This window comes from Agromyces sp. S2-1-8 (genome assembly GCF_021129215.1).
Taxonomy (GTDB): domain Bacteria; phylum Actinomycetota; class Actinomycetes; order Actinomycetales; family Microbacteriaceae; genus Agromyces; species Agromyces chromiiresistens.
This window is the reverse complement of record NZ_JAJOLP010000002.1, coordinates 41648-67015: the sequence shown is the minus strand read 5'-3', so window position 1 is coordinate 67015 and position 25368 is coordinate 41648. Positions and strand designations below refer to the sequence as shown.

Annotated in this window: 29 protein-coding genes and 1 pseudogene; 12 read left to right on the top strand and 18 right to left on the bottom strand. The window is 68.9% G+C overall.

Translation table 11 applies throughout. From position 1 onward, the window contains the following. Positions 1-42 precede the first annotated feature (42 nt). From LR269_RS18585 to LR269_RS18540, 10 genes and pseudogenes are all read right to left on the bottom strand, one after another. Complete coding sequence (locus LR269_RS18585; RefSeq protein ID WP_231432457.1) at positions 43-714, bottom strand: MSCRAMM family adhesin SdrC; 672 nt, start codon at positions 712-714, stop codon at positions 43-45. 337 nt (positions 715-1051) lie between these two features. Then, positions 1052-1663 (bottom strand): Fic family protein, encoded by a 612-nt coding sequence (locus LR269_RS18580; RefSeq protein WP_231432456.1) that lies wholly within the window; start codon positions 1661-1663, stop codon positions 1052-1054. Between the two features lie 171 nt (positions 1664-1834). Continuing rightward, entirely contained in the window at positions 1835-2044 is a 210-nt protein-coding gene (locus LR269_RS18575; protein ID WP_231432455.1) for an antitoxin VbhA family protein, read from the bottom strand. A 306-nt stretch (positions 2045-2350) separates the two neighbouring features. Next, on the bottom strand, positions 2351-2716 hold the full coding sequence (locus LR269_RS18570) for a single-stranded DNA-binding protein (protein ID WP_231432454.1): 366 nt from the start codon (positions 2714-2716) through the stop codon (positions 2351-2353). A gap of 73 nt (positions 2717-2789) precedes the next feature. Further along, positions 2790-3018 (bottom strand): annotated as a pseudogene (nrdH, locus tag LR269_RS18565) (glutaredoxin-like protein NrdH). Between the two features lie 311 nt (positions 3019-3329). Continuing rightward, on the bottom strand, positions 3330-3788 hold the full coding sequence (locus LR269_RS18560; protein ID WP_231432452.1) for a hypothetical protein: 459 nt from the start codon (positions 3786-3788) through the stop codon (positions 3330-3332). Then, a complete protein-coding gene (locus tag LR269_RS18555) occupies positions 3785-4711 on the bottom strand; it encodes a ParA family protein (protein ID WP_231432451.1) in 927 nt (308 codons plus the stop codon). Before LR269_RS18555 ends, LR269_RS18560 begins: the two co-directional genes overlap by 4 nt. 262 nt (positions 4712-4973) lie before the next feature. After that, positions 4974-5306 (bottom strand): hypothetical protein, encoded by a 333-nt coding sequence (locus tag LR269_RS18550; RefSeq protein WP_231432450.1) that lies wholly within the window; start codon positions 5304-5306, stop codon positions 4974-4976. Positions 5307-5338: 32 nt separating this feature from the next. After that, complete coding sequence (locus LR269_RS18545; protein WP_231432449.1) at positions 5339-5758, bottom strand: DUF6573 family protein; 420 nt, start codon at positions 5756-5758, stop codon at positions 5339-5341. 321 nt (positions 5759-6079) lie between these two features. Next, on the bottom strand, positions 6080-6742 hold the full coding sequence (locus LR269_RS18540; RefSeq protein WP_231432448.1) for a hypothetical protein: 663 nt from the start codon (positions 6740-6742) through the stop codon (positions 6080-6082). On the opposite strand from LR269_RS18540, the gene LR269_RS19100 reads away from it, so the two are divergent. Next, the gene (locus LR269_RS19100) at positions 6641-6856 is read left to right on the top strand and encodes a DUF2283 domain-containing protein (RefSeq protein ID WP_374201173.1); all 216 of its coding nucleotides are present in this window, start codon (positions 6641-6643) and stop codon (positions 6854-6856) included. The genes LR269_RS18540 and LR269_RS19100 overlap by 102 nt on opposite strands. Positions 6857-6962: 106 nt before the next feature. Here LR269_RS19100 and LR269_RS18535 read toward each other — a convergent pair whose 3' ends face one another. Continuing rightward, positions 6963-8465 (bottom strand): ParB N-terminal domain-containing protein, encoded by a 1503-nt coding sequence (locus LR269_RS18535; RefSeq protein ID WP_231432447.1) that lies wholly within the window; start codon positions 8463-8465, stop codon positions 6963-6965. Positions 8466-8706: 241 nt separating this feature from the next. Between LR269_RS18535 and LR269_RS18530 the strand changes: the two genes are divergently transcribed. Continuing rightward, positions 8707-8937, top strand: a complete 231-nt coding sequence (locus LR269_RS18530; protein ID WP_231432446.1) for a hypothetical protein — start codon at positions 8707-8709, stop codon at positions 8935-8937. Between the two features lie 113 nt (positions 8938-9050). Here LR269_RS18530 and LR269_RS18525 read toward each other — a convergent pair whose 3' ends face one another. The 6 genes from LR269_RS18525 to LR269_RS18500 all read right to left on the bottom strand — a co-directional run bounded on the left by LR269_RS18525 (position 9051) and on the right by LR269_RS18500 (position 14710). After that, positions 9051-11084 (bottom strand): helix-turn-helix domain-containing protein, encoded by a 2034-nt coding sequence (locus LR269_RS18525; protein WP_231432445.1) that lies wholly within the window; start codon positions 11082-11084, stop codon positions 9051-9053. A gap of 499 nt (positions 11085-11583) precedes the next feature. Further along, entirely contained in the window at positions 11584-12021 is a 438-nt protein-coding gene (locus LR269_RS18520) for a helix-turn-helix domain-containing protein (protein WP_231432444.1), read from the bottom strand. Between the two features lie 115 nt (positions 12022-12136). After that, on the bottom strand, positions 12137-12874 hold the full coding sequence (locus LR269_RS18515) for an FHA domain-containing protein (RefSeq protein WP_231432443.1): 738 nt from the start codon (positions 12872-12874) through the stop codon (positions 12137-12139). Then, positions 12874-13941: a peptidoglycan DD-metalloendopeptidase family protein gene (locus LR269_RS18510; protein ID WP_231432442.1), complete on the bottom strand. Its 1068-nt coding sequence runs from the start codon at positions 13939-13941 to the stop codon at positions 12874-12876. Before LR269_RS18510 ends, LR269_RS18515 begins: the two co-directional genes overlap by 1 nt. A gap of 5 nt (positions 13942-13946) precedes the next feature. Then, the gene (locus LR269_RS18505; protein WP_231432441.1) at positions 13947-14468 is read right to left on the bottom strand and encodes a hypothetical protein; all 522 of its coding nucleotides are present in this window, start codon (positions 14466-14468) and stop codon (positions 13947-13949) included. Then, complete coding sequence (locus LR269_RS18500) at positions 14465-14710, bottom strand: helix-turn-helix domain-containing protein (RefSeq protein ID WP_231432440.1); 246 nt, start codon at positions 14708-14710, stop codon at positions 14465-14467. The genes LR269_RS18505 and LR269_RS18500 overlap by 4 nt, the downstream gene beginning before the upstream one ends. Positions 14711-14897: 187 nt before the next feature. Between LR269_RS18500 and LR269_RS18495 the strand changes: the two genes are divergently transcribed. The 9 genes from LR269_RS18495 (at position 14898) to LR269_RS18455 (ending at position 24207) form a co-directional block, all read left to right on the top strand. Then, on the top strand, positions 14898-15518 hold the full coding sequence (locus LR269_RS18495) for a DUF6668 family protein (protein ID WP_231432439.1): 621 nt from the start codon (positions 14898-14900) through the stop codon (positions 15516-15518). 14 nt (positions 15519-15532) lie between these two features. Continuing rightward, the gene (locus LR269_RS18490) at positions 15533-15826 is read left to right on the top strand and encodes a hypothetical protein (protein ID WP_231432438.1); all 294 of its coding nucleotides are present in this window, start codon (positions 15533-15535) and stop codon (positions 15824-15826) included. Positions 15827-15846: 20 nt separating this feature from the next. Continuing rightward, positions 15847-16575 (top strand): hypothetical protein, encoded by a 729-nt coding sequence (locus LR269_RS18485; RefSeq protein WP_231432437.1) that lies wholly within the window; start codon positions 15847-15849, stop codon positions 16573-16575. Between the two features lie 2 nt (positions 16576-16577). After that, entirely contained in the window at positions 16578-18176 is a 1599-nt protein-coding gene (locus tag LR269_RS18480) for a hypothetical protein (RefSeq protein ID WP_231432436.1), read from the top strand. A gap of 16 nt (positions 18177-18192) precedes the next feature. Further along, positions 18193-19707 (top strand): SCO6880 family protein, encoded by a 1515-nt coding sequence (locus tag LR269_RS18475; protein ID WP_374201172.1) that lies wholly within the window; start codon positions 18193-18195, stop codon positions 19705-19707. Further along, positions 19704-21314, top strand: coding sequence for an ATP/GTP-binding protein (locus tag LR269_RS18470; protein ID WP_374201171.1), 1611 nt, complete (start codon positions 19704-19706; stop codon positions 21312-21314). The genes LR269_RS18475 and LR269_RS18470 overlap by 4 nt, the downstream gene beginning before the upstream one ends. After that, positions 21314-23104, top strand: coding sequence for a type IV secretory system conjugative DNA transfer family protein (locus LR269_RS18465; protein ID WP_231432435.1), 1791 nt, complete (start codon positions 21314-21316; stop codon positions 23102-23104). The genes LR269_RS18470 and LR269_RS18465 overlap by 1 nt, the downstream gene beginning before the upstream one ends. Next, on the top strand, positions 23101-23562 hold the full coding sequence (locus LR269_RS18460; RefSeq protein WP_231432434.1) for a DUF4913 domain-containing protein: 462 nt from the start codon (positions 23101-23103) through the stop codon (positions 23560-23562). The genes LR269_RS18465 and LR269_RS18460 overlap by 4 nt, the downstream gene beginning before the upstream one ends. Before the next feature lie 96 nt (positions 23563-23658). After that, the gene (locus tag LR269_RS18455; protein WP_231432433.1) at positions 23659-24207 is read left to right on the top strand and encodes a hypothetical protein; all 549 of its coding nucleotides are present in this window, start codon (positions 23659-23661) and stop codon (positions 24205-24207) included. Here LR269_RS18455 and LR269_RS18450 read toward each other — a convergent pair whose 3' ends face one another. Continuing rightward, complete coding sequence (locus tag LR269_RS18450) at positions 24208-24528, bottom strand: hypothetical protein (RefSeq protein WP_231432432.1); 321 nt, start codon at positions 24526-24528, stop codon at positions 24208-24210. A gap of 206 nt (positions 24529-24734) precedes the next feature. Between LR269_RS18450 and LR269_RS18445 the strand changes: the two genes are divergently transcribed. Beyond that, positions 24735-25340: a hypothetical protein gene (locus LR269_RS18445; protein ID WP_231432431.1), complete on the top strand. Its 606-nt coding sequence runs from the start codon at positions 24735-24737 to the stop codon at positions 25338-25340. Positions 25341-25368 lie beyond the last annotated feature (28 nt).

Here is a 25368-nt window from a genome sequence, read left to right as displayed (position 1 = left end):
CGCCAGGGGTCGGTTCCCAACTCTTCCGACGCACGGGCCGGGTCACTCGCCGTCACCCGCCCCAGCGTTCGCGACGCCACGGCGACGCGCCTGTCGAACGATCAACGCGGTCCCGCCCGCCACGATGAGACACAGAGCGACGGCGCCAAGCCACAGCCACGCGAACCCCGTCCACGCGAGATCATCGACCCGCTTCACACACGCCGCAAGCTCCACCGCGTCAGCGATCCCGTTGCCGTCGTAATCCTCGGTCCCGTCGGCGCACTCACGCGACCCACAGATCACGAACTCGACCCAGTCACCGATCCGGTCCCCGTCCGCATCTTCGAGGCTGTTCGAACAGGTGTCGGAACCGCAGACGAGGCGTTCGGCATAGTCGGGGATGCCGTCGCCGTCACGATCCTTCTTCGGCGAGGCCCCGGTCGTGGTGCCCGAGGCGAGGACCTCGGTCCAGTCCGGGATCCCATCGGAGTCGGTGTCTTCCAGACCGGTCGCGCACGCGGCGGACCCACACACTTCCCGTTCGACCTCATCGGGAATGGTGTCGAGGTCTGAGTCATTCCCGAACTCGGTCTCCGTGTCCTGCGCCGCAGTATTTATCGTTCGGCTCTCGAACGGGGCCGCCTGTGCGGCCGCCTGTGCGGCGACTGCGCCACCGAGGACAAGGCCCGCCGTCAGCACGGCACCGAGGATGGACAGCTTCGAACGCGACACCGCGTGACCCCCAAATCAGGCGGACGCCACCGTCCGCTACAGATGATGACCACCCGAAGCGTGGGTTCATTACGCAGGAATAGGCCAACCTCATCATTCGGAATCAAGCCCGCCCTACCGTGCACGAGTGAGCACAGTTACGTGTCCTGCGGCGTTGCTTAGGTGTGTGTCGCACGGTCTTCCGTGTGTCGAGCGACGGTTTCAGCCGAGGCGCGTAAGGGCCTCGCGGCGATCGTCTGGCTGGCACGCGACTGATCCACACATCGCAGCTTGCCCGCGCTCCCTCTTCACACAGCTGCGAATACGCCGAGTCCGCGCACGGTCACGCGCTGCTTTTTCAGTAGCCACGGCCGGGATCCTGAGGGCCGCTGTAGTACGGCGCCGGGCGAGGGCTCTGAACCCCCACCTGAGGCGCCCCTGCACCTGGTGCGCGGCCAGCCGAATCGGCCGCCGCGAGACGTGTCGCGGCGATCGCCTGCTGGCGTGCCGCCCACTGCGGCGTCGACACGACGCACTCACGCATCATCGCGCGCAGCGGCTCCAGGTTGTCGTTCTTCCTCGCCTCGAGCGACGCTTCGTCGTTGCGCTCCTTAAACGCTCCCGATCGCCAGTCGATCCGGTGGCCGGCCTTGCGCCACCTCGTCCCAGAACGCCCGCTGCGTGCGCCCGTTACCCTCGCGGCCAGAGTGCACGATGTGAGGTAGTTGTAGTAGTCCGTGAGCCGATCGGCAAACCTCAGCGGCGGCAGCTGCTTCAAATGGCTCTCCTCGGCCAGAGCTCGGGCCATATCGTCGACGGCGCCTCGGATGTGCTCGGGCGCGACGAAGAACTTTCCCTTCGCGATGTTCACCGTGCGCAGGTCGCCGGCCCACGGATAGACGTCCTGGAAGAGGTGCCGGTGAATCGCCCGCCAATGCTCGGTGTCATAGTTGCCCACGATCGGTTCCATGCGAATCTCGATCAGCCGGGCAGCGACGTTCGAGTCTTCGAACGCACGCAGCGCCTCGACCGTCTCAAGCGGCCGTGGCGCGAGGTTGCGCAGGATGTGGGTACCCGGGATCAGGTACCCCTCCCAGCGCTCGTCTTCGGTCGCCCGTCTCCCAGGGGCGATCGTCTGACGTCACTGGTGCGCCGTCGACGGGTAGAGACGGCGGACCTCGGCGCCCATCTCCTCGAGGGTGATTTCGCCGCGCGCCCAACGCTGGAAGACAGCCTCGGTGTCGGCGGGCACGGTGCCGCCCTCCATCTCGATCGAGTGGCGGGTGTCGGCCAGGATCTCGCGGCGGCGCGCGACCTCTTCGGGCGCGAACGGTGCAGTCTTGATGCTCATAGCGGGATCCTCCCTCGCTCTCAATCGTAAACCGCGGCCTCTGGCAGGGCCTAGGAGGCCGCTCGAGCGGCCAGTCGAAAGGGCCGGCCCCGAAGGGCCGTCCCTGCATATGTCCGGCGGGAGAGAGTCGCCAGACGAGCGCCTAGACGGGAGAGTCACGTGGCGCGACGGCCCTACGGCCCGTTGGGCCTGGGCGCAGACTGCGCTGTGTCGACGACGGCCGGCTGTTCACCCATGGGTAGATCCTCTCTCTGCTGCCACTGACTGAGTCGAGGGTGGGGCCGGCCGGCGGCGGCCCCCGTGCGCTCACTGCCCGTCGTCGTCGGCGACGACTCGTCGCACCTGGGCGACTGCTCGGGCGAGGCTGACACCGATGTTCTCGGCGTCGATGGTGCGGCCGTACTGCTTCGCGTCGTCCGGGCCCCGGGTGTTCGTGTGCTCTCGGCCGACGACGATCACGGCGTCGCCCTTCTGCAGGGTCGCGGCCGCGTTCTCGCCGAGCTCGAACTTCGCTTCGACGTAGTGCGTGGTCGGGGTGTCGTGCTCGACGTACTCGCCGCGGCGGTACTCCCCCGTGTTCTCGATCACGCGGAACTTGGTGATCTTGATGCTGCCGGCCTGCACGACGTCGGGGTCGGCGGCCAGGTTGCCGGTGATGGTTCGCGTTGCCATTGCTCTACTCCTTGGGTATCGGTTCAGTTCGTCTCGTTCGATAGCGTTGCGTTGGATCTGTGCCGATGCTGCCTCACTCCCCCGACGTGAGCTCGTCGATCTTGTCCGGCCGGGAAGCCCGACCAGTGATCCGAGTCAGTGACGACGACCGGCGCCTGCAGGTATCCGAGTGCCTTGACCTCCTCGAGCGCCTCGGCGTCGATGCTCAGATCGATCACCTCGTACTCGATGCCCTTGCTGTCCAACGCCCGATGGATCGCGTTGCACTGGACGCATGACGGCTTCGCGTAGGCCTTGACCATCTCTTCCACCTCGCTCAGCTGATGCCTTCCTTCCTGATGGGCGGAGCATGTGCCGCCCGAAGCGGCGGAGCGTCAACCCGGAGGGTGGCGAAGGAGAGAGTTTCCGCGCGAAATAAGGGAGCGTGAGCGACCGCGTGCGGAAAGTCTCGGGAGAGCCGACCCCCACAGGGGGCTTGCGCGGAGACCGCGGGCGGCCATGATTGCGCGTCAGGAACGAAGGTCAGGCGGTAGAACCCCGCGGCCGTCAGACCGCGTCGACGAGGCGCCTACGGCGCCTCCCCCGCTCCCGGCCTCCGTGCCGGGCAGCGGTTTCAGCTGCGCATCGGGCGGCCGGTCGGAAGCGGCGTGTCGCCGCCCGCGAACGGGCCGCCGTGCTCGAGCTCCCGCCGCTCGACCTCGGCATTCACTGCCTTGGTGAGGAAGTCGGAAAAGCTCTCGTCGCCCTCGAGGTGCGCGGTCGCCTTGAACGTCGCTCGTGCTCGAGCTCGATCGTCGTTCGGCATGTAGAACGTGACCGTGCCCTTGCCCGTGTCAGCTGTGGCACTGCGCTTCGGTGCCGCCTTCGGCTTGCGGGCCGCCCTCGTGGCGGCTGGCTTCGCTGTGGCGGCCACGGGCGCCGGCGTCTCATCGACAGCAGGTGCAACCTCGGCGGGCGCCGGGGCGGCGGGTGCTGCCTCCCGGTTCTCGCGGAGCAGTCGGCCGAGGGGCGGGGCGTCGCCGCCGGCCGCCCGGGGCGCGAGTCCGCCGATCTTCCTGGGTGCGTCGGTCATGCCAGCTGCTCCTGCTCTGTGACGGCCTCGCCGGCCATGATCCGGGCCACGACTTCCTCGGTGATCGACTGCAGGTCGTCGGCGACGGAGGTTGCCGTGCGGGGCGCGAGGCCGGTGGCCTCGGCTTCGCCGCGGCGGATCTCGTACCACTTGGGGCCGTTCTTCACGAACTCGTCGAGCTCGGCGACGAGCAGGCCGCGCTCGCGCGCGGCGGTCGCGGTCGCGACAGAGTGGCGGACGGTGGTGTTGAACACCACGGAGTCGGAGCCGAAGAGTTCGATGATGTGCTGTCGGGCCTCGCGCTCGACGCGGTGGGCGCCCGAGTCGATATCGGCGAGCACGATCCCGAGCAGCGAGAGGTCGGGATTCACGTCGAGCACGGCGTCGAGCCGCTTCGCGACGGCCGTCAGGCCCTTGCGGCTCGACTTGTCGCTCTTGACCGGCACGAGCGCCCAGCGGGCGGCTGCGATGGCGTTGGTCTGCAGCATCTCGTCGCCGGGCGGGCAGTCAAGCAGCACGAGGTCGTAGCTGGGTGCGAGCCGTTCCAGGATCTTCGCGAGCGAGAGCTTGGCGCCCTCGGGGTTCTTGGCCTGCTTCGCTGCGAGGCCAGCCGATGCGCTGTCGAGCTCGGGGCCGCCCATGAGTACGTCCAGGTTCTCTCGCACGTTCTCGAGCAGCTGCGGCTGCGTGCCGAACATGAGCGCGGCGGCGAGGGCCTGGCCCTCGTCGTTGCGCTCGTCCTCGGTGTATCCGAGGTCTTCGGCGAGATTGCCCTGCGGGTCGAGGTCGACGATGAGCACGCGGTAGCCGCTGGCGGCCAGCATGCCGCCGAGGTTCGCGACCAGGGTCGTCTTGAGGACTCCCCCCTTGCCGTTGATGACGGCGATGCAGCGATCGAGCGTTGCGCGGTTGATTGTGGTCATTCGGCTCTCCTTATTGCAAGTGATACCAGCGTTGTCAGTGTTCGGTGCGTTACTTGCGTTGCGTGTTTTGATTGCGTTGCGAGCGTTGCCAGCGTTGCAAGTGTTTTAAGTGTTGCCAGCGTTGCAGGCGTTACTTGCATTATCTGCATTATCAGTATTACACACGTTGTCAGTATTGCAAACATTACTTGCGTTAATTTTAATGCAAGTATTTGTCGGGGGAGTGTGAGGGGGCCGGCGGCCCCCTCACGGGCGGCTCGGCTTAGAGGCTGGCCTTCGCGATCGCCTCGAGCTCGGGCATCGGGTCGATGGTGTTGAGCTCGGAGTAGGTGGTCGCCTCGGTGATGGGGTAGTCGGGGATGACAGCGGCCTGGGCGACGCGGAGCTTCGCGAGCTCGACGAGCAGCGGCCGGGGGAGGGTCGCCACGTCGGCGTGCGGGGCGCGGGCGTCGCGCTCGACGGCGTGCCAGGCGGTGATGAGCTGGTAGCGCGTGAGCTGCTGGTGCTCGACGGGGTAGACGTTGGTGAACAGGTGGCGGATCAGGGTGACGTACTGCGCGGGGCTGGGCGTGACGTCGATGGTCTTGACGGGCATGGTCGGCTCCTTCGATGAAGTGGGTTCGGCGGTCAGTCCTCGTTGGGGAGCATGATCGTCATGACGGGCTCGGCGTTGTCGCCGGGGCCGATGTGCAGGGCGAGGGTGACGACGGATGCCCGGCTGTAGCCGGATGCTCCGTCGTCGTCGTTGGGCACGACGTGCACGGTGTACTCGACGCGGTTCTGGCCTCGGCCTGAGCGCTTCGCGGCGTGCAGGCCCATCCAGAGCACGTCCCAGAGTCGCCCGGCCTCGTCCTGCAGGCCGTCGTCGCGGCTCCACTCGACGGCGGCCGCCCATGCGCCGCGCGTGAGGGCGACTGGCACGGTGTACCCGGCCTGACGGGCGGTGTCGGTCGCGTCGACGAGCACGCCGTCGACGAGCGCCTGCGCCCGCGTGTAGGCATGAATGACCCGAGCGTCGGCCCAGAAGTCTGCGGAAGTGGTGGTCATGAGCTCTCTCCTTCTCTCAACCGTTTTGTTTGCCGTTCCGGCAAGAGAATCGATTGCGAGCGGGAGCCGGCGGAGTGCTGGGTCGTGGAATACCGGAGCGAGCGCAGCGAGTGAGGATATGCCGCGAAAGCCCGGCGCGTAGCCGGCGGAGCGAGCTACGATGATCGGCCGGAATGGCGAACAAACGCCGAAGGGGCGGGCCGCAGAGCGGCCTCATCGCCCGGCCTCCGTGCCGGGCTGCGGCCTGTGGCCGCTGGCGGGGGAGCGCGAGGGGGTCGCCCCTCGCGGGCCGGCCTCGCCGGGCCGGCCCGCCGCCTCGGGCTAGGGGCGCTTGTGCTCCTGGATCTCGGCATAGGGCGCGGTGTCGGTCCAGCTGTAGCCGGTCGTCACGCTCACCGTCTTGGGGTTGGCGCGCACGACTTCGCGCCATTGACCGCGGATCTTCACCAGGTCGCCCTTCTGGATCTGCTCGCGGGTGTAGCCGGTCGCGGTGCCGTCTGCGATCTGCTCGGCGCGCACGCCTTCCCAGTATTCGTGCTGGTCGCGCAGCTCGGCGAGCCGGGGCGCGGCCCGCTTGGCGCGGGCGGCCTTGAGCTCGTCGCTCGCGGGCTGGTAGCCGGTCTCAGCGTCGTAGCGGTCGGCCTGAATCTCGCGCTCGATCCGACGGATGTCGGCGGCGATCTTCTCGATACGGTTCGCGACGGTCACGGGGTTGTGGCCTCGGCCGACGGTGAAGCGCATCCTGAATGAGGGCAAGGTGATTTCGCGGCAGAACGGCGTGACATCGGTGCGGTCGGGCAGTATCACGGTGCGAGTGAACAGCAAGACTGGCAATGTGATTACCGTGATCAAGACGGGCGGCGGTGGAGGTGGCGGCGGCGTATGAAGTTCCAGTACGACCCAGAGGTAGACGCTGCGTACCTGCAGCTCGTAGAACACATCGCCGATGGCGACGTCGATCACTCTGTCGAAGGTCGACTCCATGAGTCGGACGTCGCGCTCGACTATCGAGCCGATGGCACACTCATCGGAATCGAGATCCTCGAGGCATCGAAGGTGTTCACTCGTGAAGTGCTGAACGGCTCACTAGAGGCATAAGGTTCAACTGAAGCGGGGCCGGCAGGCTAGGTTCTCTAGCCTGCCGGCCCCGCGTTCTGTTTGTTGTGTTGCGACGATCCCCAGAATCCGCCCCCGGCCTGTTCGGTCAGTCCTCGTAGTCGAACTCATCGGCGAAGTCGTCGGCTTCGAAGTCCTCGACCTCGACCTCGGGTTCCTCGTCGTCGCCAGCCTCGGCACGAGCGGCTGCTGCCTCGGCGCGCGCGGTCGCCTTCTCGGCTGCGCCGTCGATCACCAGTTGCTCGACCTCGGAGAGGGTGTACCCCCACGCGGCGATCTGGGCGAGGTACGCGGCCTTGTCGGCTTCGGGGTAGCGCCACGCGCCCCGATCGGTGTTGTCCTCGATCCCGCCGAGCACGATCGCGAGGCTGACGTGCTGCGCCTTGGTCGGGTTGGCGGTGACGAACTCGGCGAGCTTGTCGGCCCGCCAGCCCGATCCGGGGTCGATCCCGAGCAGCGTGTGGGCGAGGCTGTTGCCCTCCTGCATCGCCCGGTACACGTCGCCTCGGTGGAACGTGAGGCCACGGGCGATGAACTGGGCGGCGTCCTTCGGCAGCGTCTTGCGGCTCATGAACGTGGCGAGCCATTCGCGGCGCACGACCTCGGCCGCCGCCCACGCCTTGTTGTTGGCGACGAGCGCCTTGCGCTGGGCCTTCTGCTCGTCGGTCATCGGCCCCTTGTTGCTGCTGGCGCGCTCGGCGCTGGCGGCGCGGTAGCCCGCCTCCTTCCAGCCGCGCAGGAAGTACTCGAACCGGGGCGTGTCGTCGACGCGCCACATGCCGGTGATGAGCACGGCGCGCCCGTCAAGGGTCGCGAGGGTGTCGCGGTCGACCCGCTCGCCCTCGGCGGTGGTGAGCCGGTACAGATCCAGATAGTCCTCGTTGTCCCAGCGGGGGCGCTCGGTGAGCACTTCGAACCCAGCTTCCCGCAGCGGTACGGCGTGCTCCTCGATCTTCGCCGCGATCTCGCGAGCGGATCGGGCGCGCTGGGCGGCGTGCTGGAACTGCTCGGGGTCGGTCTTGGCGACCTCGATCAGTTCGGCGACGATCTCGGGGGAGTCCTCGAACTCGATGAGCGTGGCGGCCTGCGCCAGATCGATTTCGTGCTCGACGACGGCTGCGGTCGCCACGGCGTTGTCGGCGACGGCGAGGCCCTGCTTCACGCGCTCGACCTTCGTGCCGGTCGACTTCGCGATCTTGTTGGGGGTCATGCCCTCGAACGCGAGTTGCTGCCATGCCGCCGACCGCTCGGCCTCGGTCAGGTCGGAGCGCTGCTCGTTCTCGATCAACTGGTCGATGATGCGGCGGGCGGTGCTCTGGTCGCCGTCGACGATGTAGACGGGGATGGTCGCGAGGCCCGCCTCGCGGGCGGCGAGGGTGCGGCGCTGGCCCATCCGCACGAGCACGTTGCCCTGCTCGTCGCGGTAGCCGTGCACGGGCATGACGACGCCGTGCTCGCGGATCGTCGCGATGAACTCCTTCGTCAGCGGCTTCATGGTGTCGCCGGGGCGCACGTTGGCCTCGATGACGATGCTCTGCGGGTCGATGTGCTCGACGGCCCCAGCGGTACGGGTGGTGATTTCGGTTGCCATTGTTCTCTCCTTCGTTGTCAACCGTTTTTGTTTGCCTTCCGGCGAGAGAAATCGATAGCGACCGGGAGGGCCGGAGCGGAGGGTCGTGGAATACCGGACTGAGGGAGCTTGCGACCGAGGGAGGATATGCCGCGAAAGCCCGGAGTGTAGACACGGGAGGGAGCTACGATGATCGGCCGGAAAGGCAAACAAAACGCAGAAATGCAGTGCCGCGCAGCGGCTCCTCATTAGGCTTCGGGCCATGAAGCTGATCCCGCTTCCTGGCAGCGACGGCCGGCCCACCCTGTGGGTGAACCCCGAGCACGTCACGACGGTGGCGCGCCTCGATCAGTCGACGGGCGAGGGCGTGCAGCTGCGGGCTGAGCTGAAGATCGAGGGCATGGGCCTGCACAGGGTGAACCTGGGCGACCACGCCTCGGCGGCCGACGCGGATGCCGCCTGGCAGAAGTTCTTCGACGAGCTCGTGGGGTAGTAGCCGGCGCCGAGCGCCGGCACGGGGGAGTGCGGCCGGGTCCCGTCGTCCCACTGTGTGCAGGCGAGCCCTGGGATAGCTGGGCTGTGCACATTGGAGTCGAGGGTGGCCGCTCAGCTGACGGTCGCGGGCACGCGATCCGGCTCGGTAGCAGCGGCTCGAATCTCGTTGAGTGTGTCGCTTGCGAGGTGCGCGGCCGTCCACGGCCGGGTGCGCCAGCTCTGCTCGGCCGGCAGGTCGACGCGGGTCGCGGCGAGGGCGAGTTCGGCTCGGTGGTCGGGTCGGCCGTCAGGGGTTCGGGCGTAGCGGCGTCGGGGGCGGGCGGATCCGAATAGGGCGACGTCTCCGGGGCCGCGGCCGTGGCGTGAGCCGCGTCGGGGCTTCCGGCGGCGTTTCAGCCAGGTCACCTCGTCGCACCATGCCGTCCAGCGGGCGCGCTCGAGGTCGTAGCGCCATGCACGCTCGAGCAGGAAGCCGTCGACGCCGAGCTCGACGGCGGCCGCGGTCCGGGCGTCCGGCTCCGGGCGGGCCCAACCGGCAGGGGTTCGGGTCGCGAGGCCGGCTCGGTGGAGTCGGCGGAGGGCGCGCTGCAGCTGGGGTCGGGTGAGGCCGGCCGTCTGCTGCACCTGCTCAGGCTCAGCTGTTCCTTCCTCGGGCAGGTGAGCGTAGGCGCGTCCTGCAGTTCGTCCCAAGCTTCCGGGTGCGGCGAACACGTCATGTGCGAGCGCCTGCAAGTGGGAGCTCAGAGTGTTAATCCACCAGGTACGCAGGGCGGCCGCCGGGGCCGCGGTGGGCGCGGGGCGCATGGCTGCTTGTGCCCACTCCGGTTCTCCTGCCTCTGTGGAGAACCGTTCGGAGAGTCGGAACCGTGCGCCGTGGATGCCGTGGGCGTCCTCAACGCGCACGAGCCACGCGCTCTCGGCATCGTCCTCAACGTCGGGGGCGGTGAGGGCTGCGAGGGCGAGGCGGCACGCCTCGCGGCCGTAGCCGGTGTCGGCCGACAGCCGGCGGGTGTCGACCTCGACGTCGGCGCGTGCCGCCTGCACGAGGTACAGGCACACCGCGTCGAGCACGGCGCGGTGGCTCGGCCGGCCCTGGGCGCCGCGCTGGGCGCGTGAGGCGCCGTCGAGGCCCCATCGGCCGGGGTTCGTGTCCGCGAGGCTCTGGCAGGCGCCCACGGCGCGGCTGACGGCGATCGCGCGGGCGACGAACTCGGGATCCTCGACGTCGAACTCGGGCGGGTTCTGCGCGGCGAAGAAGACCGCGCGCGACCACTCGGCCGCGAGGGTCTTCTCGGAGTCGTGAATCGTGCGCGGGTGGCGGGCGCCGGCCGCGCCCGGGCGGCTGCGTGCGTGCTCGAGAGCGGGAGAGTGCTCGGCGATCGCCTGCACGTCGGTGTAGCGCCAGCGGGCGCGGGCGCAGCCGACGAGCACCGCGGCGAGGGTGCGGCTGGTGTCGTCGTCCGGGGCCGCGTTGATCAGCTCACGGATCCGCGCCGACACGTCGCGCTTGGCGCCGACGAGGTGCGGGTGCCCGGCGCCGTCGTGGGCCATGCCCTTGACGAGGCTGACCGGGGCCGGGGCGATGCTCGCGCCGGCGTCGACGAGGAACGTCCGCAGCTCGAGCAGCTGGTCGACGTCGACCTGGTGCTCGAGCACGGCGACGTCGCCCTGCGGCTCGGAGCGGCCGCCGCGACGGTGCGGCGTGTACGGCGGGCGGACGCACCCGGTCGCGGGGTTCACGAGCGGGTTGACGTCGAGCGAGGGGAGCAGCTGCGCTGCGAGGTGAGCGATCGTGGCGACGAGCTCGGCGTCGGCGCCAGCGTCGTCGACGGCGATCCAGACGTGGCGGCCGCCGGTCGGGCCAGAGATGCAGACCAGGTGCGGCACGTTGAGCTCGTCGAGCCAGTAGGACAGTCGCGAGGCGTCGTAGGCGGCATTGCCGTTCTTCGCGTCGAGGTCGAAGCAGACGTAGCGGTATCGGCCGTCAGCGCCGGCGAGATTCATCGCCCACGGGGTCGTGGGGGCGTCCTCGTCGACGCAGTGCGTGAGCCAATAGTCGTTCGAGCCCTCAGCGTCGACGCGGACCGATCCGCGCGGGCTGAGGTGTCGGGTGAGCTCCCACGGGTCGTCGCTCGTCGACGACACGCCGTGGGTCAAATAGCGGTCAATCCCAGACCGCGCCCCGAACTGTGAAGGTACGATAGCTGCAACAACTCCTTAGTTGGGTATGGCGAAGCCTCCGGGCGGACCCGGCAACTCCTTAGGGGCAAATAGCTCGAACCTCGTGCTTGGCGGCTGAGAGGGTTTGAGCTCAAATCTTGGAGATGGCCCGTCGCTTATGCGGCGGGCCACTTCTGGTTAAGCGGCTGGGAGAGATAGCTCCAATCGCTGAGGCTTCGGCGGCGTGGGTGCGAATTCAGGCATACCGAGCTCCTTCGCGAGGATCGCGGCAATGTAGTCGCCATACGCCATCCCCGCTGCATCGGCCTGCTCACGGATGAGCTCGCCTAGGGGACGGGCAGGCTTGGTCAGAAATGCGTCGCGGTCGCCCTTCGAGGGCCGACCAATCCCGTTCCTTGCCATGCGCTCATTCAAGCGGCCGTTTTCGTTAACGAAACCCAATTGGCGCGGCGTGTCGAGGGGATTAATCCGAACTGGCCGCGGGTCGCTCTGCCCGTGGCTTGTTCCGCTTCGCGTCGAGCGCTGCGCGGAGCTCGTGGCGGTAGACGACCCAGAGTCCGTTGACCTGGTGGCCGGGGATCGTCGCGTCGTCGAGCCACGCGTAGATCGTCGGCTTCGACTTGCCGAGCAGCCGCATGAGCTCGCGGTAGCCGAGCTCGTCGGGGTAGTCGGCGAGTACATCGACGTCGACCGGCGTCCCATTGCCCCAGTTGCTGACGGCTTCGAGCATGCTGCGCAGCTCGTCGCGGAAGATGACCCATGAGCGGTCGCTGAGGCGGTAGCCGGGCACGGTGCCGTCGCTGAGGCGACGGAGTGCAGTCTTCTCACCGACTCTGAGGATGCGGGCGACGTCGGCCGTCGTGAGGGCTTCTGGGAATCGCGCCCAGTAGTCGTCGTCCATCAGTCGCCTTGGCTCTGGCGAGCCGGAAGCGCGCGCCCAGTTGAGGCGGCGAGTCGGGGGTGGCTCGCGGGGGTACTCCTCGCATTATCCCGTAGCTGCCGCGTGAAACCGGGTATCACGCGGCAACCGCCACGGTTCCCACGACCGTACTGCCGAACTCGATGCGGTCGCCGGGCGTGGCCCGGTGGGGGATCCCCGGCCGGAGCGGGAACGTGCGGCCGTCAGCGGTGACGACGCGCGTGCCGTTGGCGGACCCGAGGTCGGTGACGTTGACCCCGGCCGCGACGGGCTCGACGCGGGCGTGCCGCTTGGAGACGGTCATCGAGAGATCGCGCAGCTGCAGCGCGACGGCAACCTCGTGAGCCTGCGTCGTCGGCTTCCGGCCGACGATGTAGGGCTGGTCGACGACGACCTGCTCGCCGGTGCTGAACGAGACCGTGCAGCGCACGGGTGCCGGTGCGGCCGCCGGGGCTGGCGGGGTCGGCACGTCGGCCCGGGCGACTGGCGGGGGAGTGATGCGGGTCGGCTGCTCGAGCACGGGTGCCGGCGTCGACGCCTGCTTCGGGCGAAGGATCGGCTGTCGAACCGTGGCGGTCTGCGCCTCGAGGTCGATGACGTCGCCGTTCGAAGCAACGGCGTTCTGCCAGCTGCCGAGCGGGTCGGTCGCGTTCATACGAACGGGCCGGCCGAGCTGCGCGGCGACGGCGGTTGCGCGCTCGATGATCGCTCGCCTGGTGGCGGCGGGGTCGCCGGCCGGGAAGTCGACGTGGGAGCCGGCGACGTTCAGGTGCGCTGATCCGTCCTCGTTGAGGGTCACTTCGACGATGGGGTAGGTGGGGATGTTCTCAGTCATCAGTACCTCCGAGCGCAGCTGTCGGTCGGGCAGAGTTCAAGGCCGAAGAGCTTGTAGAACTCTTCGGGGTTCACGAAGTCGGGGCGGGGCGCGCCGAGCGCCTGGCTGAGCTTGAGCGAGGCGATCGCCGGGTTCGTGTTGCCCGCGACGTTGATACGAAGGTCGAGGTGGCAGCCGCTCGACTGGCCCTCGTTGCCAACGGCGCCGATCTGCTGGCCCGGCGTCACCTTGTCGCCGGGCTTCACGAGCGTGTCGGCGAGGCGCATGTGCAGGTAGGAGACGGTGTACCCGTCCGGGTGCTTGATCGACAGCTGCGAGTTCATCGCGAGGGTGACCGTGCCCGTCTGGATCGCGTAGACGGGATCCCCGCACGGGTTCGGGTAGTGCTGCAGATCGACGGCCGGGTGCCACGTGCTCGCTCCGACGCCGGTGTCGGCACGCGGGCCGTAGTCGTCGGTCATGTTGTAGCCGGGGGAGAGCGGGAATCGGAGGTCGCCGCCGGCGCACTGCCCGGTCGCGCCCGAGAGGGCGGAGACGACCTTCTCGGCAGCGTCCTGGTACGCCTCGTAGTGGAACGGGTCAGCGTTGCGCTGCACCTTGTGAATCGCAAGGGTCGGGGCGAGCTGCTGCCATCCCTCGACGCCCTTGAGCGCGTTGAAGAACAGCGTGGCCGACTTGGTGGGGTCCATCCGGTCGGCGAGCGAGCCCCACGAGTCGCGCTGCTGGAACAGGCCGCGCGAGTCAGGGCCGGCCTCGTCGCCGTGGTCGATGATGCGCAGGCTGGATTCGCCCATCGCGGTCATGACGCCGAGCACCTGGGCCTGGCGGTCGAGCCCGACGTCGAGCGCTGCGTTCATGATGAACGCGGCGTTCTTGAGCTGCTCCCCGCTGTAGCCGGCGACCGGCTCGGCGGGCACGGCGTTCGGGTTCGCTCGGCCGCCCTGGCCGGCGCCGCACGCGGCCGCGCCGGGCGCGACGACGAGCAGGATGATCATGAGCAGGCTCGCGACGACGGCGATCGGCAGGCCGATCGCGGCCGCGACTCCGAGCTTCGAGGTCGACGCCATTGCGGCTACCCCTGCTTGGGTCGGATGCGCTCAGCGAGCCAGGGCTGCGAGGCATCCGATCGGGTCAGGGTCACGATGTAGGGGCCGGCGTCGGTCGGCACTTCGACGAGCACGATGACGTCGGTCGCGCCCTCGAGCACGGTCGCGTCTCCGGTCACGGCTGTGACGGGGATGTTCGACGGCAGGGTGCCCTCGTAAGCGGTCGCGCCCTCCTGGCTGAGATGGGGAAGCAGGCCGTTCCACCACTCAGCCTCGGGAAGGTCGGGGCGCGCGAACGCGGTCACGACCGCGGCCGCTGCAGCGGCGGCGTCGGTCTTGCTCTGCTCGGCCGCGGCGGGCTCGTCGACGAGCTCCTGGTCGTCGCTCACGTCCGGCTGATCGGGGGCGAACGTCTTCGTCGGCCCGGGCGTTGCCGTAATGCTCGGCTGCGCTGCTTCGTCTCCTTGGGTAGGAGTGCAGCCGACGAGCAGGAGAGCCCCGCTCGCGAGGGCGGCAGCTGCGGTGATGGTGAGCGTGCGCGTGGTCATCTGTTCCCCCCGATGTTCCGGTGGCGGATCAGATACTCCCGAAGGTCGACCTTGCCGACGATCCAACCGCGCCCGATCTTAGATGCGGGGAGGCGCTGTGCCTCATTCGGGTGGCTTATCAGGTCACGGATCACGCGCGGCGTCTGCCGGGTCGCCAGGGCGACCTCGCGCACCGACATCGTTTCGCCGTATGGGGCGAGCGCGCTGTCCGGCCAGCTCAGCCCTGAATCGTTCGTGGTCACGAAGTCGATTCTACCCAATTTTCGGTTAAATACGTGCATATCGGTATAGATAGCGTGCTTTGGGGTAAGATAAGAGACACGACCCCCGGTTGGGTTACTCACACCAGAGTGGAGCGATTCTCCGTTCTGGGGGAGTGCCCCTAACAATGGCTGGGGGATTTGCGCACTGGAAGGGAGGGCCCAGGGCATGAGCAATACGAACCCGTGGGTCACGACGAACGCGCCGCAGGCGCCGACGGAGGGCGCCGCGGTGCTTCCGCCGGCGGCCGTCGCAGCTGAGGCGATGCGACCGAGTGCGCCGCAGCCCGGCGTGCCGGCACCGGACACCGCCGACCGGCTGCCCCGCGTGCAGCAGTACGCGACGGCCACCGTGTGGTGGGTCGGTGTGCACGGCGGTGCCGGCGAATCGACGCTCGCCGCGCTCGGCGGTCATACCGCCGCAGCCGGCCACGCATGGCCGATGCCGGCGCAGCGCGGCATCGCGAATCGAGTGGTCCTCGTGGCTCGCACGAACCACGCGGGTCTCACGGCCGCGCAGCGCGCCGCCACTGAGTGGGCCTCGGGCGAACTCGGCGACGTCGTGCAGCTGCTCGGCCTCGTCCTCATCGCCGACGCACCGGGCCGGCTTCCCAAGCCTCTGCGGCACCTCGCGGAGGTCATCAGCGGGGGAGTGCCCCGCACCTGGCGCCTGCAGTGGCACGAGCCGTGGCGGCTCGGTGCTCCCGTCACCCTCGACAGCGCCCCCTCGGATGCGCGCAGCATCCTCACCGATCTTCAGCTCCCCATCTCTGCTGGCCTCCAGCGATAACCGAAAGGAACAACATGTCCGCAATCACTGAGCTCGCGATCGCCGCGGCGAACGTGCTCACCGATCTGCCGAACCCCGAGCCGCAGCCGATCCCCGGATTCGAGGGCGTCACGACGATCCTCGGCTGGGCCAAGTGGATCGGCCTCATCGCGGGCATCCTCGCCCTGATCGGCCTCGGTGTGCTGTTCATGTTCAACAGCCGCCGCGGTGAGGGCGGCGAACACGTCAAGCTGTTCGTCGGGATCCTCGCCGGCGTTCTCATCATCGGCGCGGCTGCCTTCATCGTCGGCGCCCTCTCGGGCGCCTGAGCCTCGAGCGGAGAAACCACATGAGCGACCAGTCGACCGAACAGAGCCCGTTCGCCAAGAAGGGCTTCATCTTCGCGGCGATCGGCGTCGGCGTGATCGCCCTCGCCCTGATCATCGCGGTAGTACCGATGCTGCTGGGCGGCGGGGGAAAGACCCCGCCGCCCACGGCGGCACCGACCACCACGGCCCCCACGGTCGCAGACGCTGACAAGAGCATCTGCGGCCTTTCTGGCTTTGAGACGGAGAGCGACCTGACCGCGGCGCCGGCCAACGACTGGGAGCTGGTGGGGACGATGGCTGCCCCGATTGATTCAGAGGGCTCCGGCCCCGGGGTAATCGAGGCTGACGGGTTCCGTTCCTGCTACTCGCACACCGGTGAGGGCAGTCTCTTCGCTGCAGTGAACGCCGTGGCCATCGGCACCGATGGCCAACTGCGGCCCCGGATGCCTGAGCTCGTCGCTGAGGGGCCTGGAAAGCAGGCACTCGAAGACGCGATCAACGCTGCCGGCGGCGACGCCGACACGAGCGTTCGTGGTCAGGTTGCTGGATTCAAGCTCTCCTACGGACCCGAGCAGGTGACGGTCGATCTGGCGATCCAACTGAACGACGGGAGGCTCGTCAGCCTCCCTCTCAAGATGGTCTGGGAAGACGGGGATTGGAAGCTCGCACTGGACGCTGAGGGCAACCTCGCTCTTGGCGCGAGCGCCCTGCAGAGCCTTGGCGGGTACATCCCGTGGTCAGGAGCGTAGACATGACTGAATGCAATCCGGGGGACTGGCTGTGCGGCATCGGCTCGCTGCCGGGCCAAGTCATCTCGGCTGCTGCGAACGACTCGCTGCGCGAGGTCGTGAACCAGGTGATGGAGGGCTGGGGTAAGGCTCTCGCGAGTATCGGCACCCTGTGGGTGTCGGTCCCGACGCCGATCCTCACGAGCGGATCCGGCGCGGCTGAGGTGAAGACTCCGCCGGAGGCTGCCGCGTTCAACGAGATCCTGGGCTACGTGATGTGGATCGGCCTGACGATCTGTATTCTGTCGCTGATCGCAGTTGGCGCGATGATCGGCCTTCGCCGTCGCCGCGGCGAGGGCGAAGGGCACCTCGGCCGACTCGGCATCATTCTGCTGGCGGTCGTGCTCATCTCGGGCGGCTCGGCCGCGGTCGCGGCACTGCTGCCGACCGTCGCTCCCGCCGGCTCGTCGTCGACGGTGACGTTCCTGCAGCAATCGCTCTGGTACTACGTGGGCGGGCTCGCGGTGCTCTCGACGATCATTGCGGGCATCCGCATGGCGTGGGAGCAGCGGGCGCAGCCGGGCAAGGATCTGCTGAAGTCGCTGCTGACGCTCATCGTCGTGTCGGGCGCGGGCCTGACCGTGATCGGTCTGAGCGTGGCCGCGGCGGACGCGTTCAGCGTGTGGGTGCTCGAGGGCGCGACGAACTGCGACGTCGACGCCGGCCCCGCGGACGGCGAGTCGACGTGCTTCGGCACGACCGTCGGCTCGATCGTCATGCTCTCGGCGACGTCGCCCATCGGCATGATCGGCGTGCTCATCCTGGGCTCGCTTGCTCTGCTGATGGCCTACATTCAGGTCGCGCTCATGATCGTGCGCGGCGGCATGCTCGTGATCCTCGCGGGGATCCTGCCGCTGACGGCGAGCTTCACGAACACTGAGATGGGCAACCAGTGGTTCAAGAAGACGGTGGGATGGACGATCGCGTTCATTCTGTACAAGCCGGCCGCGGCGCTCATCTACGCGGCCGCGTTCCAGATGACCGGTGCTGACGTCTTCCGTGGCGACGGCGGTGGCATCTGGACGATCCTGACGGGCCTCGCGATGATGCTCATCGTCATCCTCGCCCTGCCCGCGCTGCTGCGCTTCGTCGCGCCGATGACGGCTGCGATCGGTGGCGGTGGCACCGCGGCAATGGCGCTCGGCGCTGCTGGCATCGCCGGGGGTGCCGAGATGGCTACGGGCGCGATCCGCCGCGCCTCGTCGAACAGCGGTTCGTCGGGTAGCTCGAGCTCCGCGCCGGCTGGCGCCGGCTCGAGTTCGAGCGGCGGGAAGCAGACTTCACCGATGCCGACGCCCACGGGCGGCGGGTCGACGGGTGCTGCAGTTGGCGGCGGTTCCACCGGCGCGGCAGCTGGCGGTGCCGGTGGCGGTGCTGCAGCTGGTGGCGGTGCTGCGGCCGCGGGCGGCGCGGGGGCTGGTGCAGCTGCAGCGGCCGGGCCGATCGGCGCCGGCGTCGCGGTCGGCGCACAGGTCATCCAGAAGGCCAAGGAAACAGGACAAGCAGCGGCGGGCGCGATTCGCTCCGCCGCAGAGGACTCGGCCGGGCCGAGCGGCGCGTGAGTAGAGGGGAACGAACGTGAGCACTGCGATTCAGAGCGAGGAAGCACCCCGCACCTACGGGAACTACCGGCGGCCGCAGACGGCCGGCCTGATGGGCCTCGGCTCGATCGGCACCGGCATTCTGCTGTTCGGCGCGGTCTGGACGGTGGTCATGATGATGACCCCGGCCGGCCTCGTTGCCGCCCTGGTCTCGGCGGTCTTCTTCGCCGGGCTGCTCCTGACGGTGAGCGTCAAGGACAAGCACGGCAAGAGCGTGCTGGCCCGGACGGGCGAGCGCGCGGGCTGGATGATGACGAAGGCCAACGGCACGAACGTCTACCGTTCGGGCCCGCTCGGCCGCGTCGACTGGGGCACCTTCCAACTGCCCGGCCTCGCCGCCCCGTCGAAGCTCTCCGAGCACCGCGACAGCTACAACCGCCCGTTCGCGATGATCTACGTCCCCTCGACCGGGCACTACACAGTCGTCATCGGCGCCGAGCCGGACGGCTCGGCCCTCGTCGACCGTGAGCAGATCGACGCCTGGGTCGCCGACTGGGGCCTCTGGCTCGCGAACCTCGGCGACGAGCCCGGCATAGAGGCCGCGGCCGTCACCGTCGAGACGGCGCCGGACACCGGCACCCGTCTTCGCCAGTCGGTCGCGCTGCGCATCGACGAGGACGCCCCGGCGCTCGCGCAGTCGGTCCTGAGCGAGGTCGTCGACCGCTATCCGGCGGGCTCGGCGACGGTGAAGGCGTTCGTGTCGATCACGTTCAACGCGACGTCGCGTGTGGGCGGCAAGAAGCGCTCGGCCGAGGAGATGGCCCGCGAGCTCGCGGCACGCCTTCCCGGCCTGACGCAGGGCCTCGCGTCGACCGGCGCCGGCGCTGCCCGCCCGCTGAACGCGCAGGAACTCTGCGAGACCGTGGCGATCGCCTATGACCCGGCGATCGCGCCCTACGTCGACCAGGCGAACGCGGCCGGTGAACCGCCGGAGCTCAGCTGGCCGAACGTAGGCCCGAGCGCTGCTGAGGCGCGCTGGGACTCGTACCGGCACGACTCGGGCACGTCGGTGACGTGGCAGATGAGCACGGCGCCGCGCGGCGTCGTGCAGTCGAGCATCCTGACCCGGCTGCTCGCCCCGCACCGCGACGTCGCCCGCAAGCGAATCACGATGCTCTACCGTCCGATCGACGCCGCTCGAGCGGCCGGCATCGTCGAGTCCGACGTGAGCGCGTCGACGTTCAACATCGGCTCGACGAACAAGCCGTCCGCCCGCGCCGTGCTCGGCGCCCGCGCGGCGATCGCCACCGCGAACGAAGAAGCGTCCGGCGCCGGCCTCGTGAACTTCGGCATGCTCGTGACGGCGACCGTGCTGAACAGCGACGGCCTCGCGGATGCCCGCGCCGCGATCGACAACCTGTCGGCGACGGCCCGCATCCGTCTGCGCCCGGTGTACGGGTCGCAGGACTCGGCGTTCGCCGCGGCCCTCCCGCTCGGTCTGGTGCTGCCCCAGCACCTCCGAGTGCCGACGTCGATCAAGGAGCAGCTGTGAGCGCGTCGACGGAGCTCCGGCCCCGCAACCAGTCCAAGAGCAGCGCCCGACTCACGCGGAAGGCACGCAAGCTCGAAGAGCGCGCCGCCCGGCAGGCGGCCGCCGTGAAGCGGCCCGGCCCGCGCGGCTGGTTCGGCCGCGGCCGCGGCGAGTCCAGCGTCATCCAGCCCGTCGACGAGTGGCGCGGCACCACCGTTCAGGTGTGCGGCCTGTTCCCCTTCGCGGTCGGGTCGGGAACGCCGATGGTCGGCGTCCCGCTCGGCCGACACCTGTTCACGAACGCGACGGTCTGCGCGGATCCCATCAGCTGGTTCCAGATCGCGAAGCTCATCAGCAACCCGTCCGTGTTCGTGCTCGGCCTGCCCGGCCTCGGGAAGTCGACGCTCGTGCGCCGCATGGCGCTCGGCCTGTCCGGCTTCGGCGTCCAGCCGCTCGTGCTGGGCGACCTCAAGCCCGACTACGTGGATCTGATCGACGCCCTCGGCGGGCAGGTCATCAGCCTCGGCCGCGGCCGCGGGCACATCAACATCCTCGACCCCGGCGAGGCGCGCGAGGCTGCCGAGCAGCTGCGCGAGGCCGGGCACGAGAAGATCGCGATGCAGGTTCTCGCTGATGCGCACGGCCGCCGGCACACGATGGTCGCGGCGCTGCTGACGATCCTCCGCAAGCAGCCGCCGACCGACCGTGAAGAGTCGATCATCGACCGCGCGCTGAAGTGGCTCGATGAGCACTACGACGGCGTGCCGGTCCTCGGGGACCTCCTGCGGGTCATCCAGACCGGCCCGGCGGAGGTTCGCGCCGTCGCGCTCGATCGTGGCGACGACGCCCGCTACAAGCAGATCACCGAGGACCTCGAGGCATCGCTGATCAGCCTTACCTCGGGTGGCCGGCTGGGGGAGACGTTCGCGCACCCGACCGACGTTCCCATGCGCCGTGACGCCCCGGTGGTCTACGACGTGTCGAGCATCGACGATGCCGACCAGGATCTGCAGGCGGCGATCCTGCTGGCCTGCTGGTCGTCCGGGTTCGGCACGGTGAACGTCGCGAACGCGCTGGCCGACGCCGGCCTCGAACCGCGGCGGCACTACTTCGTCGTGCTCGACGAGCTGTGGCGGGCGCTGCGCGCCGGTCGCGGCCTCGTCGACCGCGTGGACGCCCTGACCCGTCTGAACCGTCAGCGTGGCGTCGGCATGGCGATGATCTCGCACACGATGAGCGACCTCCTGGCGCTCCCGACCGAAGAGGATCGCATGAAGGCGAAGGGCTTCGTCGAGCGCGCCGGCATGGTCGTCGCCGGCGGCCTGCCCGGCGCCGAGATGCCGATGCTCACGAGCGCGGTCCCGCTCTCTCAGGCCGAGCAGGAACTCCTCGGCTCGTGGCAGGATCCGCCCGCCTGGGATGCGGTCAGCGGCCGCGAGGCCGAACCGCCCGGTCGCGGCAAGTTCATCGTGAAGGTGGGCGGCCGCCCCGGGATCCCGCTTCGCGTGGAGCTCACCGACGCTGAGCGCCACATCAACGACACGAACAAGCTGTGGCACGACCAGTCCCGCACCGGGCACCGCGGCGAGCTCGCGCCGGTCACCCCGCTCCGAGCGGAGGCCGTCTGATGGGCGGGCAGGCGAACCGGCGCACCGAGCCGGGCCGTACGAACACGAGCACGATCGCGTTGCTTGTGCTGCTGCTCGTGCTGTTCGCAGTCGTCGGCGTCCTCTGGGCGGCGATCGCGCTCGGCTCGCAGCTGAGCGGCGTGAACCCGGATCTTCCGGCCGACCCGTTCGAGGTGCTGAACGGGCTCCGCAAGGGCACCGTCGTGTGGCCTGCGGCCGCGATCTGGCTCGCGATCGTCTTCGCCGTCGTCGTGCTCGCGATCGGCGGTATGTTCGCCTGGGCGGCGGTCCGCTCGAGCAAGAAGCGCACGCGCGTCGACGGCGCCGCCCGCTACCTCGCCGGCAGCCGAGACCTCACTCGAGTCACCCGCAAGGGCGCGGAGGCATCCGCCAAGCGGCTGGGCGTTGCATCGCCGGGCGTCCCCATCGGCGTCACGGTGCAGTCGGGCCAGATGATCTACTCCCTGTGGGAGTGGATGATGATCGGCATCGCCGGCCCCCGCGTCGGCAAGTCGACCGCGCTCGTCATCCCCGCGATCATGGCCGCGCCCGGCGCCGTCGTCACGACGTCGAACAAGCGCGACGTGCTCGACGCGACGCGCGACCCTCGCGCCACGGTGGGGGAGGTGTGGGTCTTCGACCCGCAGGGCGTCGCGCTCGAGGAACCCACCTGGTGGTGGAACCCGCTGAGCTACGTCGTCGACGACACCCGCGCGGCCAAGCTCGCACAGCACTTCGCGTCCGGCACCCGCTCGGCCGGGAGCACGACGGATAACTACTTCGACTCGGAGGGCCAGAACCTCTTTGCCGACATGCTGCTCGCCGCGGCGCTCGGCGAGAAGTCGATTCTGCAGGTCTACACCTGGCTCACGGATCCGCTCGACCTCGAGCCGTCGACGACGCTCCGTCAGCACGGCTACGAGCTGCTGTCGCAGCGGCTCCGCGGCTACGCGACGCTCACGGAGAAGCAGCGCGACGGCGTGTACGGCACCGCCCGCCAGATGGCGGCGTGCCTGACGAACTCGGGCATCTCGAAGTGGGTCAGCCCGATCGGCGGAAGCGTGGTCGGCGACCGGCGGCCGCAGTTCGACCCGGATGCGTTCGTGCGTGCCGGCACCGGCACGCTGTACTCGCTCTCGAAGGAAGGGCAGGGCTCGGCCGGCCCGCTCGTTACCGCGCTCACCGCGGCGACGATCGAGGCCGCAGAAGAGCTCGCGACCCGGCAGCGCGGCGGCCGCCTCTCGGTGCCGCTGCTCGGGATCCTCGACGAGGCCGCGAACGTGTGCCGCTGGCGCAACCTGCCCGACCTTTACTCGCACTTCGGCTCGCGAGGCATCCCGATCATGTCGCTGTTCCAGTCCTGGTCGCAGGGCGTCGAGGTGTTCGGCCGCGAAGGCATGCGGAAGCTGTGGAGCGCATCGAACACGAAGGTCTACCTCGGCGGTGTCAGCGAAGCCGAGTTCCTGCGCGAACTCTCCGAGCTCATCGGCGACTACGACATGGAAACCGCGTCGGTGTCGTACAACAAGGGCGTCCGCTCGACGAGCCACCAGCTGCGCCGTGACCGGATCCTCGACGCGTCGCAGCTCGCCGCCCTTCCTGAGTGGCGGGCCATCGTCTTCACGTCGGGCTCCCCGGCAACGATGGTCGAGACTCTTCCCGCCTTCAGGGGCGAGTACAAGGACGCGATCGCCGCATCGATCGCAGCGCACGACCCCGAGCTGGCGGCGTCGGCGCCGATCGCGTCGCGGCCGCCTGTCGCGGACGAGACTGTGGAGGTTGAAGCATGAGCGTCGCAGAGTGGGACGAAGACGAGACGACCGAGCTCGAGCAGCACGTCGTCGACGTCGACGAGAAGCCGGTCACGCATGACCCCGCTGTCGACGAGGATGTGCCGCAGACCTACTACGGCTCGGTCGACGAGTTCGTGCGCGAGAAGCTGGTCACCTCCTACCGTCGCCTCGTCGGCCCGCAGGCCGCGAACCGGTGGGCGGCCGACTGGTGGAGCTACCCCGAGGCTGTGAGCCGGCTCGACGCGCTCTGGCGGGCGTGGGAGCACCTGCGCCTCGACGGTGTGACCGGGGCATCCGTCTGGTGGCGCGACCACGCCGACCACCACATGCGGATGCTGCTCGACCCGCAAGGGCCGTTCATGGCCTCGAAGGATCAGAACGAACCCGGCGAACCGCTGCCCTACACGGCACCGCCGGCAGGGCTGTTCCCCGACCTTCGGAAGGTCGCTGGCTGACGGATTCAGCGCGGAAGGGCCCGAGCATCGCTCGGGCCCTTCTTCATGCCCGGCGGAAACGACCTACGGCCTGTCCTCCGCGTGTACAGTCACGGGATGACGACGGCCAGCTTCCAAGCGCTCGTGCGAGCGGTGATCGACGATTCGGTGGCGAACACGTGGGCCGACGCCGTGCTCGAGTGGGAAGTCGACGGCCTCGAGGAGGACCCTCGAGGGCTGGGCATGTGCGTGTGCGGGCAGCCCAATCTCGTCCAGCTGTTCACGATCAGGAACACGCGCAACGGCAACGTCCTGTTCCCGATCGGGAGCAAGTGCGTTCACCAGTTCGAGGTCAAGGAGCTCGACCAGCAGGTGAACGTGCTGAGCGATCTGCTCCGGCTCCGCACCGCGATCAACGACGGAAAGTTCGTCACGTTGACCAGCGAGTACTTCACCCGTGCCCTGCTCGAATTCCTGTACGACGAAGGCGCATTCCCGCCGGATCAGTGGAACGGCGGCGACGGCGAGGTCGACGTCGACTTCCTGCTCAAGATGTTCAACAAGCGCGACAAGGACGCGATCACCCCGCCGCAGCGACGGAAGATCCGCGCGCTGCTCATGACGAAGGTGTTCCCGTTCGTCCAGGCGTACCAGCGGGTGAGGTAGTCAGCCGATCGACCTGACGAAGCGCTCGAGCTCCCGGGCATGTCGGGCATCGTTCGGATCGACGCCGCGGTCGAGAACCGCTGCGATCCGAGCCCGCGAGAGCTGGAAGCTGATGAACGGACCGCGGGGCAAGTCATCATCGAGGGCCAGGGGCTCGTCGTCGAGCTCCACCCGGTACAGCCAGCCTCTTCCGTTGCCAGCTTCTCGTCGACCCCAGTAGGCGGCGATCGCCGCGGCAAGACGGCGATCTGTGGTGACGTACACCAGATCATCCGCTGCCGTGTTGCGCGAAAAGCCTGATTGCGCGATTTCGTGCCGCATGCCTCGCGCGCCGGTTGCCGCGGGAGCAGCAAATACTCACCAACCCGCAGATCTGGAGCGCCGCCGTGCCACAGGCGCACCTTCCCGGCACGCAGGTCGGCGCACAGCATGGACAGTTCCTCGGGAGTCACACCGCCACTGTACGAGTCGGCGCCCAGATGCCCGTCGTGTGGCTACCGCTCACGGTGGGCTCCTAGGCTCAGCCCATGACGGTTCACCCAGACGAGCACTACACGTCGTACGTCTTGCGCCTCGAGGCCGAACTACCGGCCGGCGCTGAGGCCCGTGCGCTCGAGTGGTGGTCCGCGGCGTTCGACGAGGTGACCAATGACCTCTCGGAGGACCAGGAAGTCGGCAAGGCCACCGTCGCGCGGGTCCGTTTCGTGCGCGTGCACGGGCTCATCTGGGGGCCGGCGATCATCGAAACACTCGACGAGGAATCGCAAGAACACTACGAGGTGGGAGAGGCCCTGTTCGCTGGCCTCGACGAAGACGAATTCGAGGATCTACGCGAGCTGCGCTCGTCGCTCGCGATCGTGGAGAGTATCGAGGCGACCGAGCCTGAGCACGGCGCCGCGGCGATGCGCGCGCTCGGTCGAACCCTCGACGACAGCATGTTCGTCCTGGCACCGGGCATGCTGCCCTGGGTCGAGGCGGGCGGCGAGCCGATCGACGATGAGCTCCGGATCCGCCGCCTCACCAAGGCCTATCTGCGAGGCGGCTTCGCCCCGCACCGCGCGAGCTCCGAACTTATGATCTTGGCTCACGCCGAGCACCTGGCGCGGCTCGAGCACGAGCAGCACTCCAGCTGAGGCCGCCCCGGGACGGAACAGCACAATC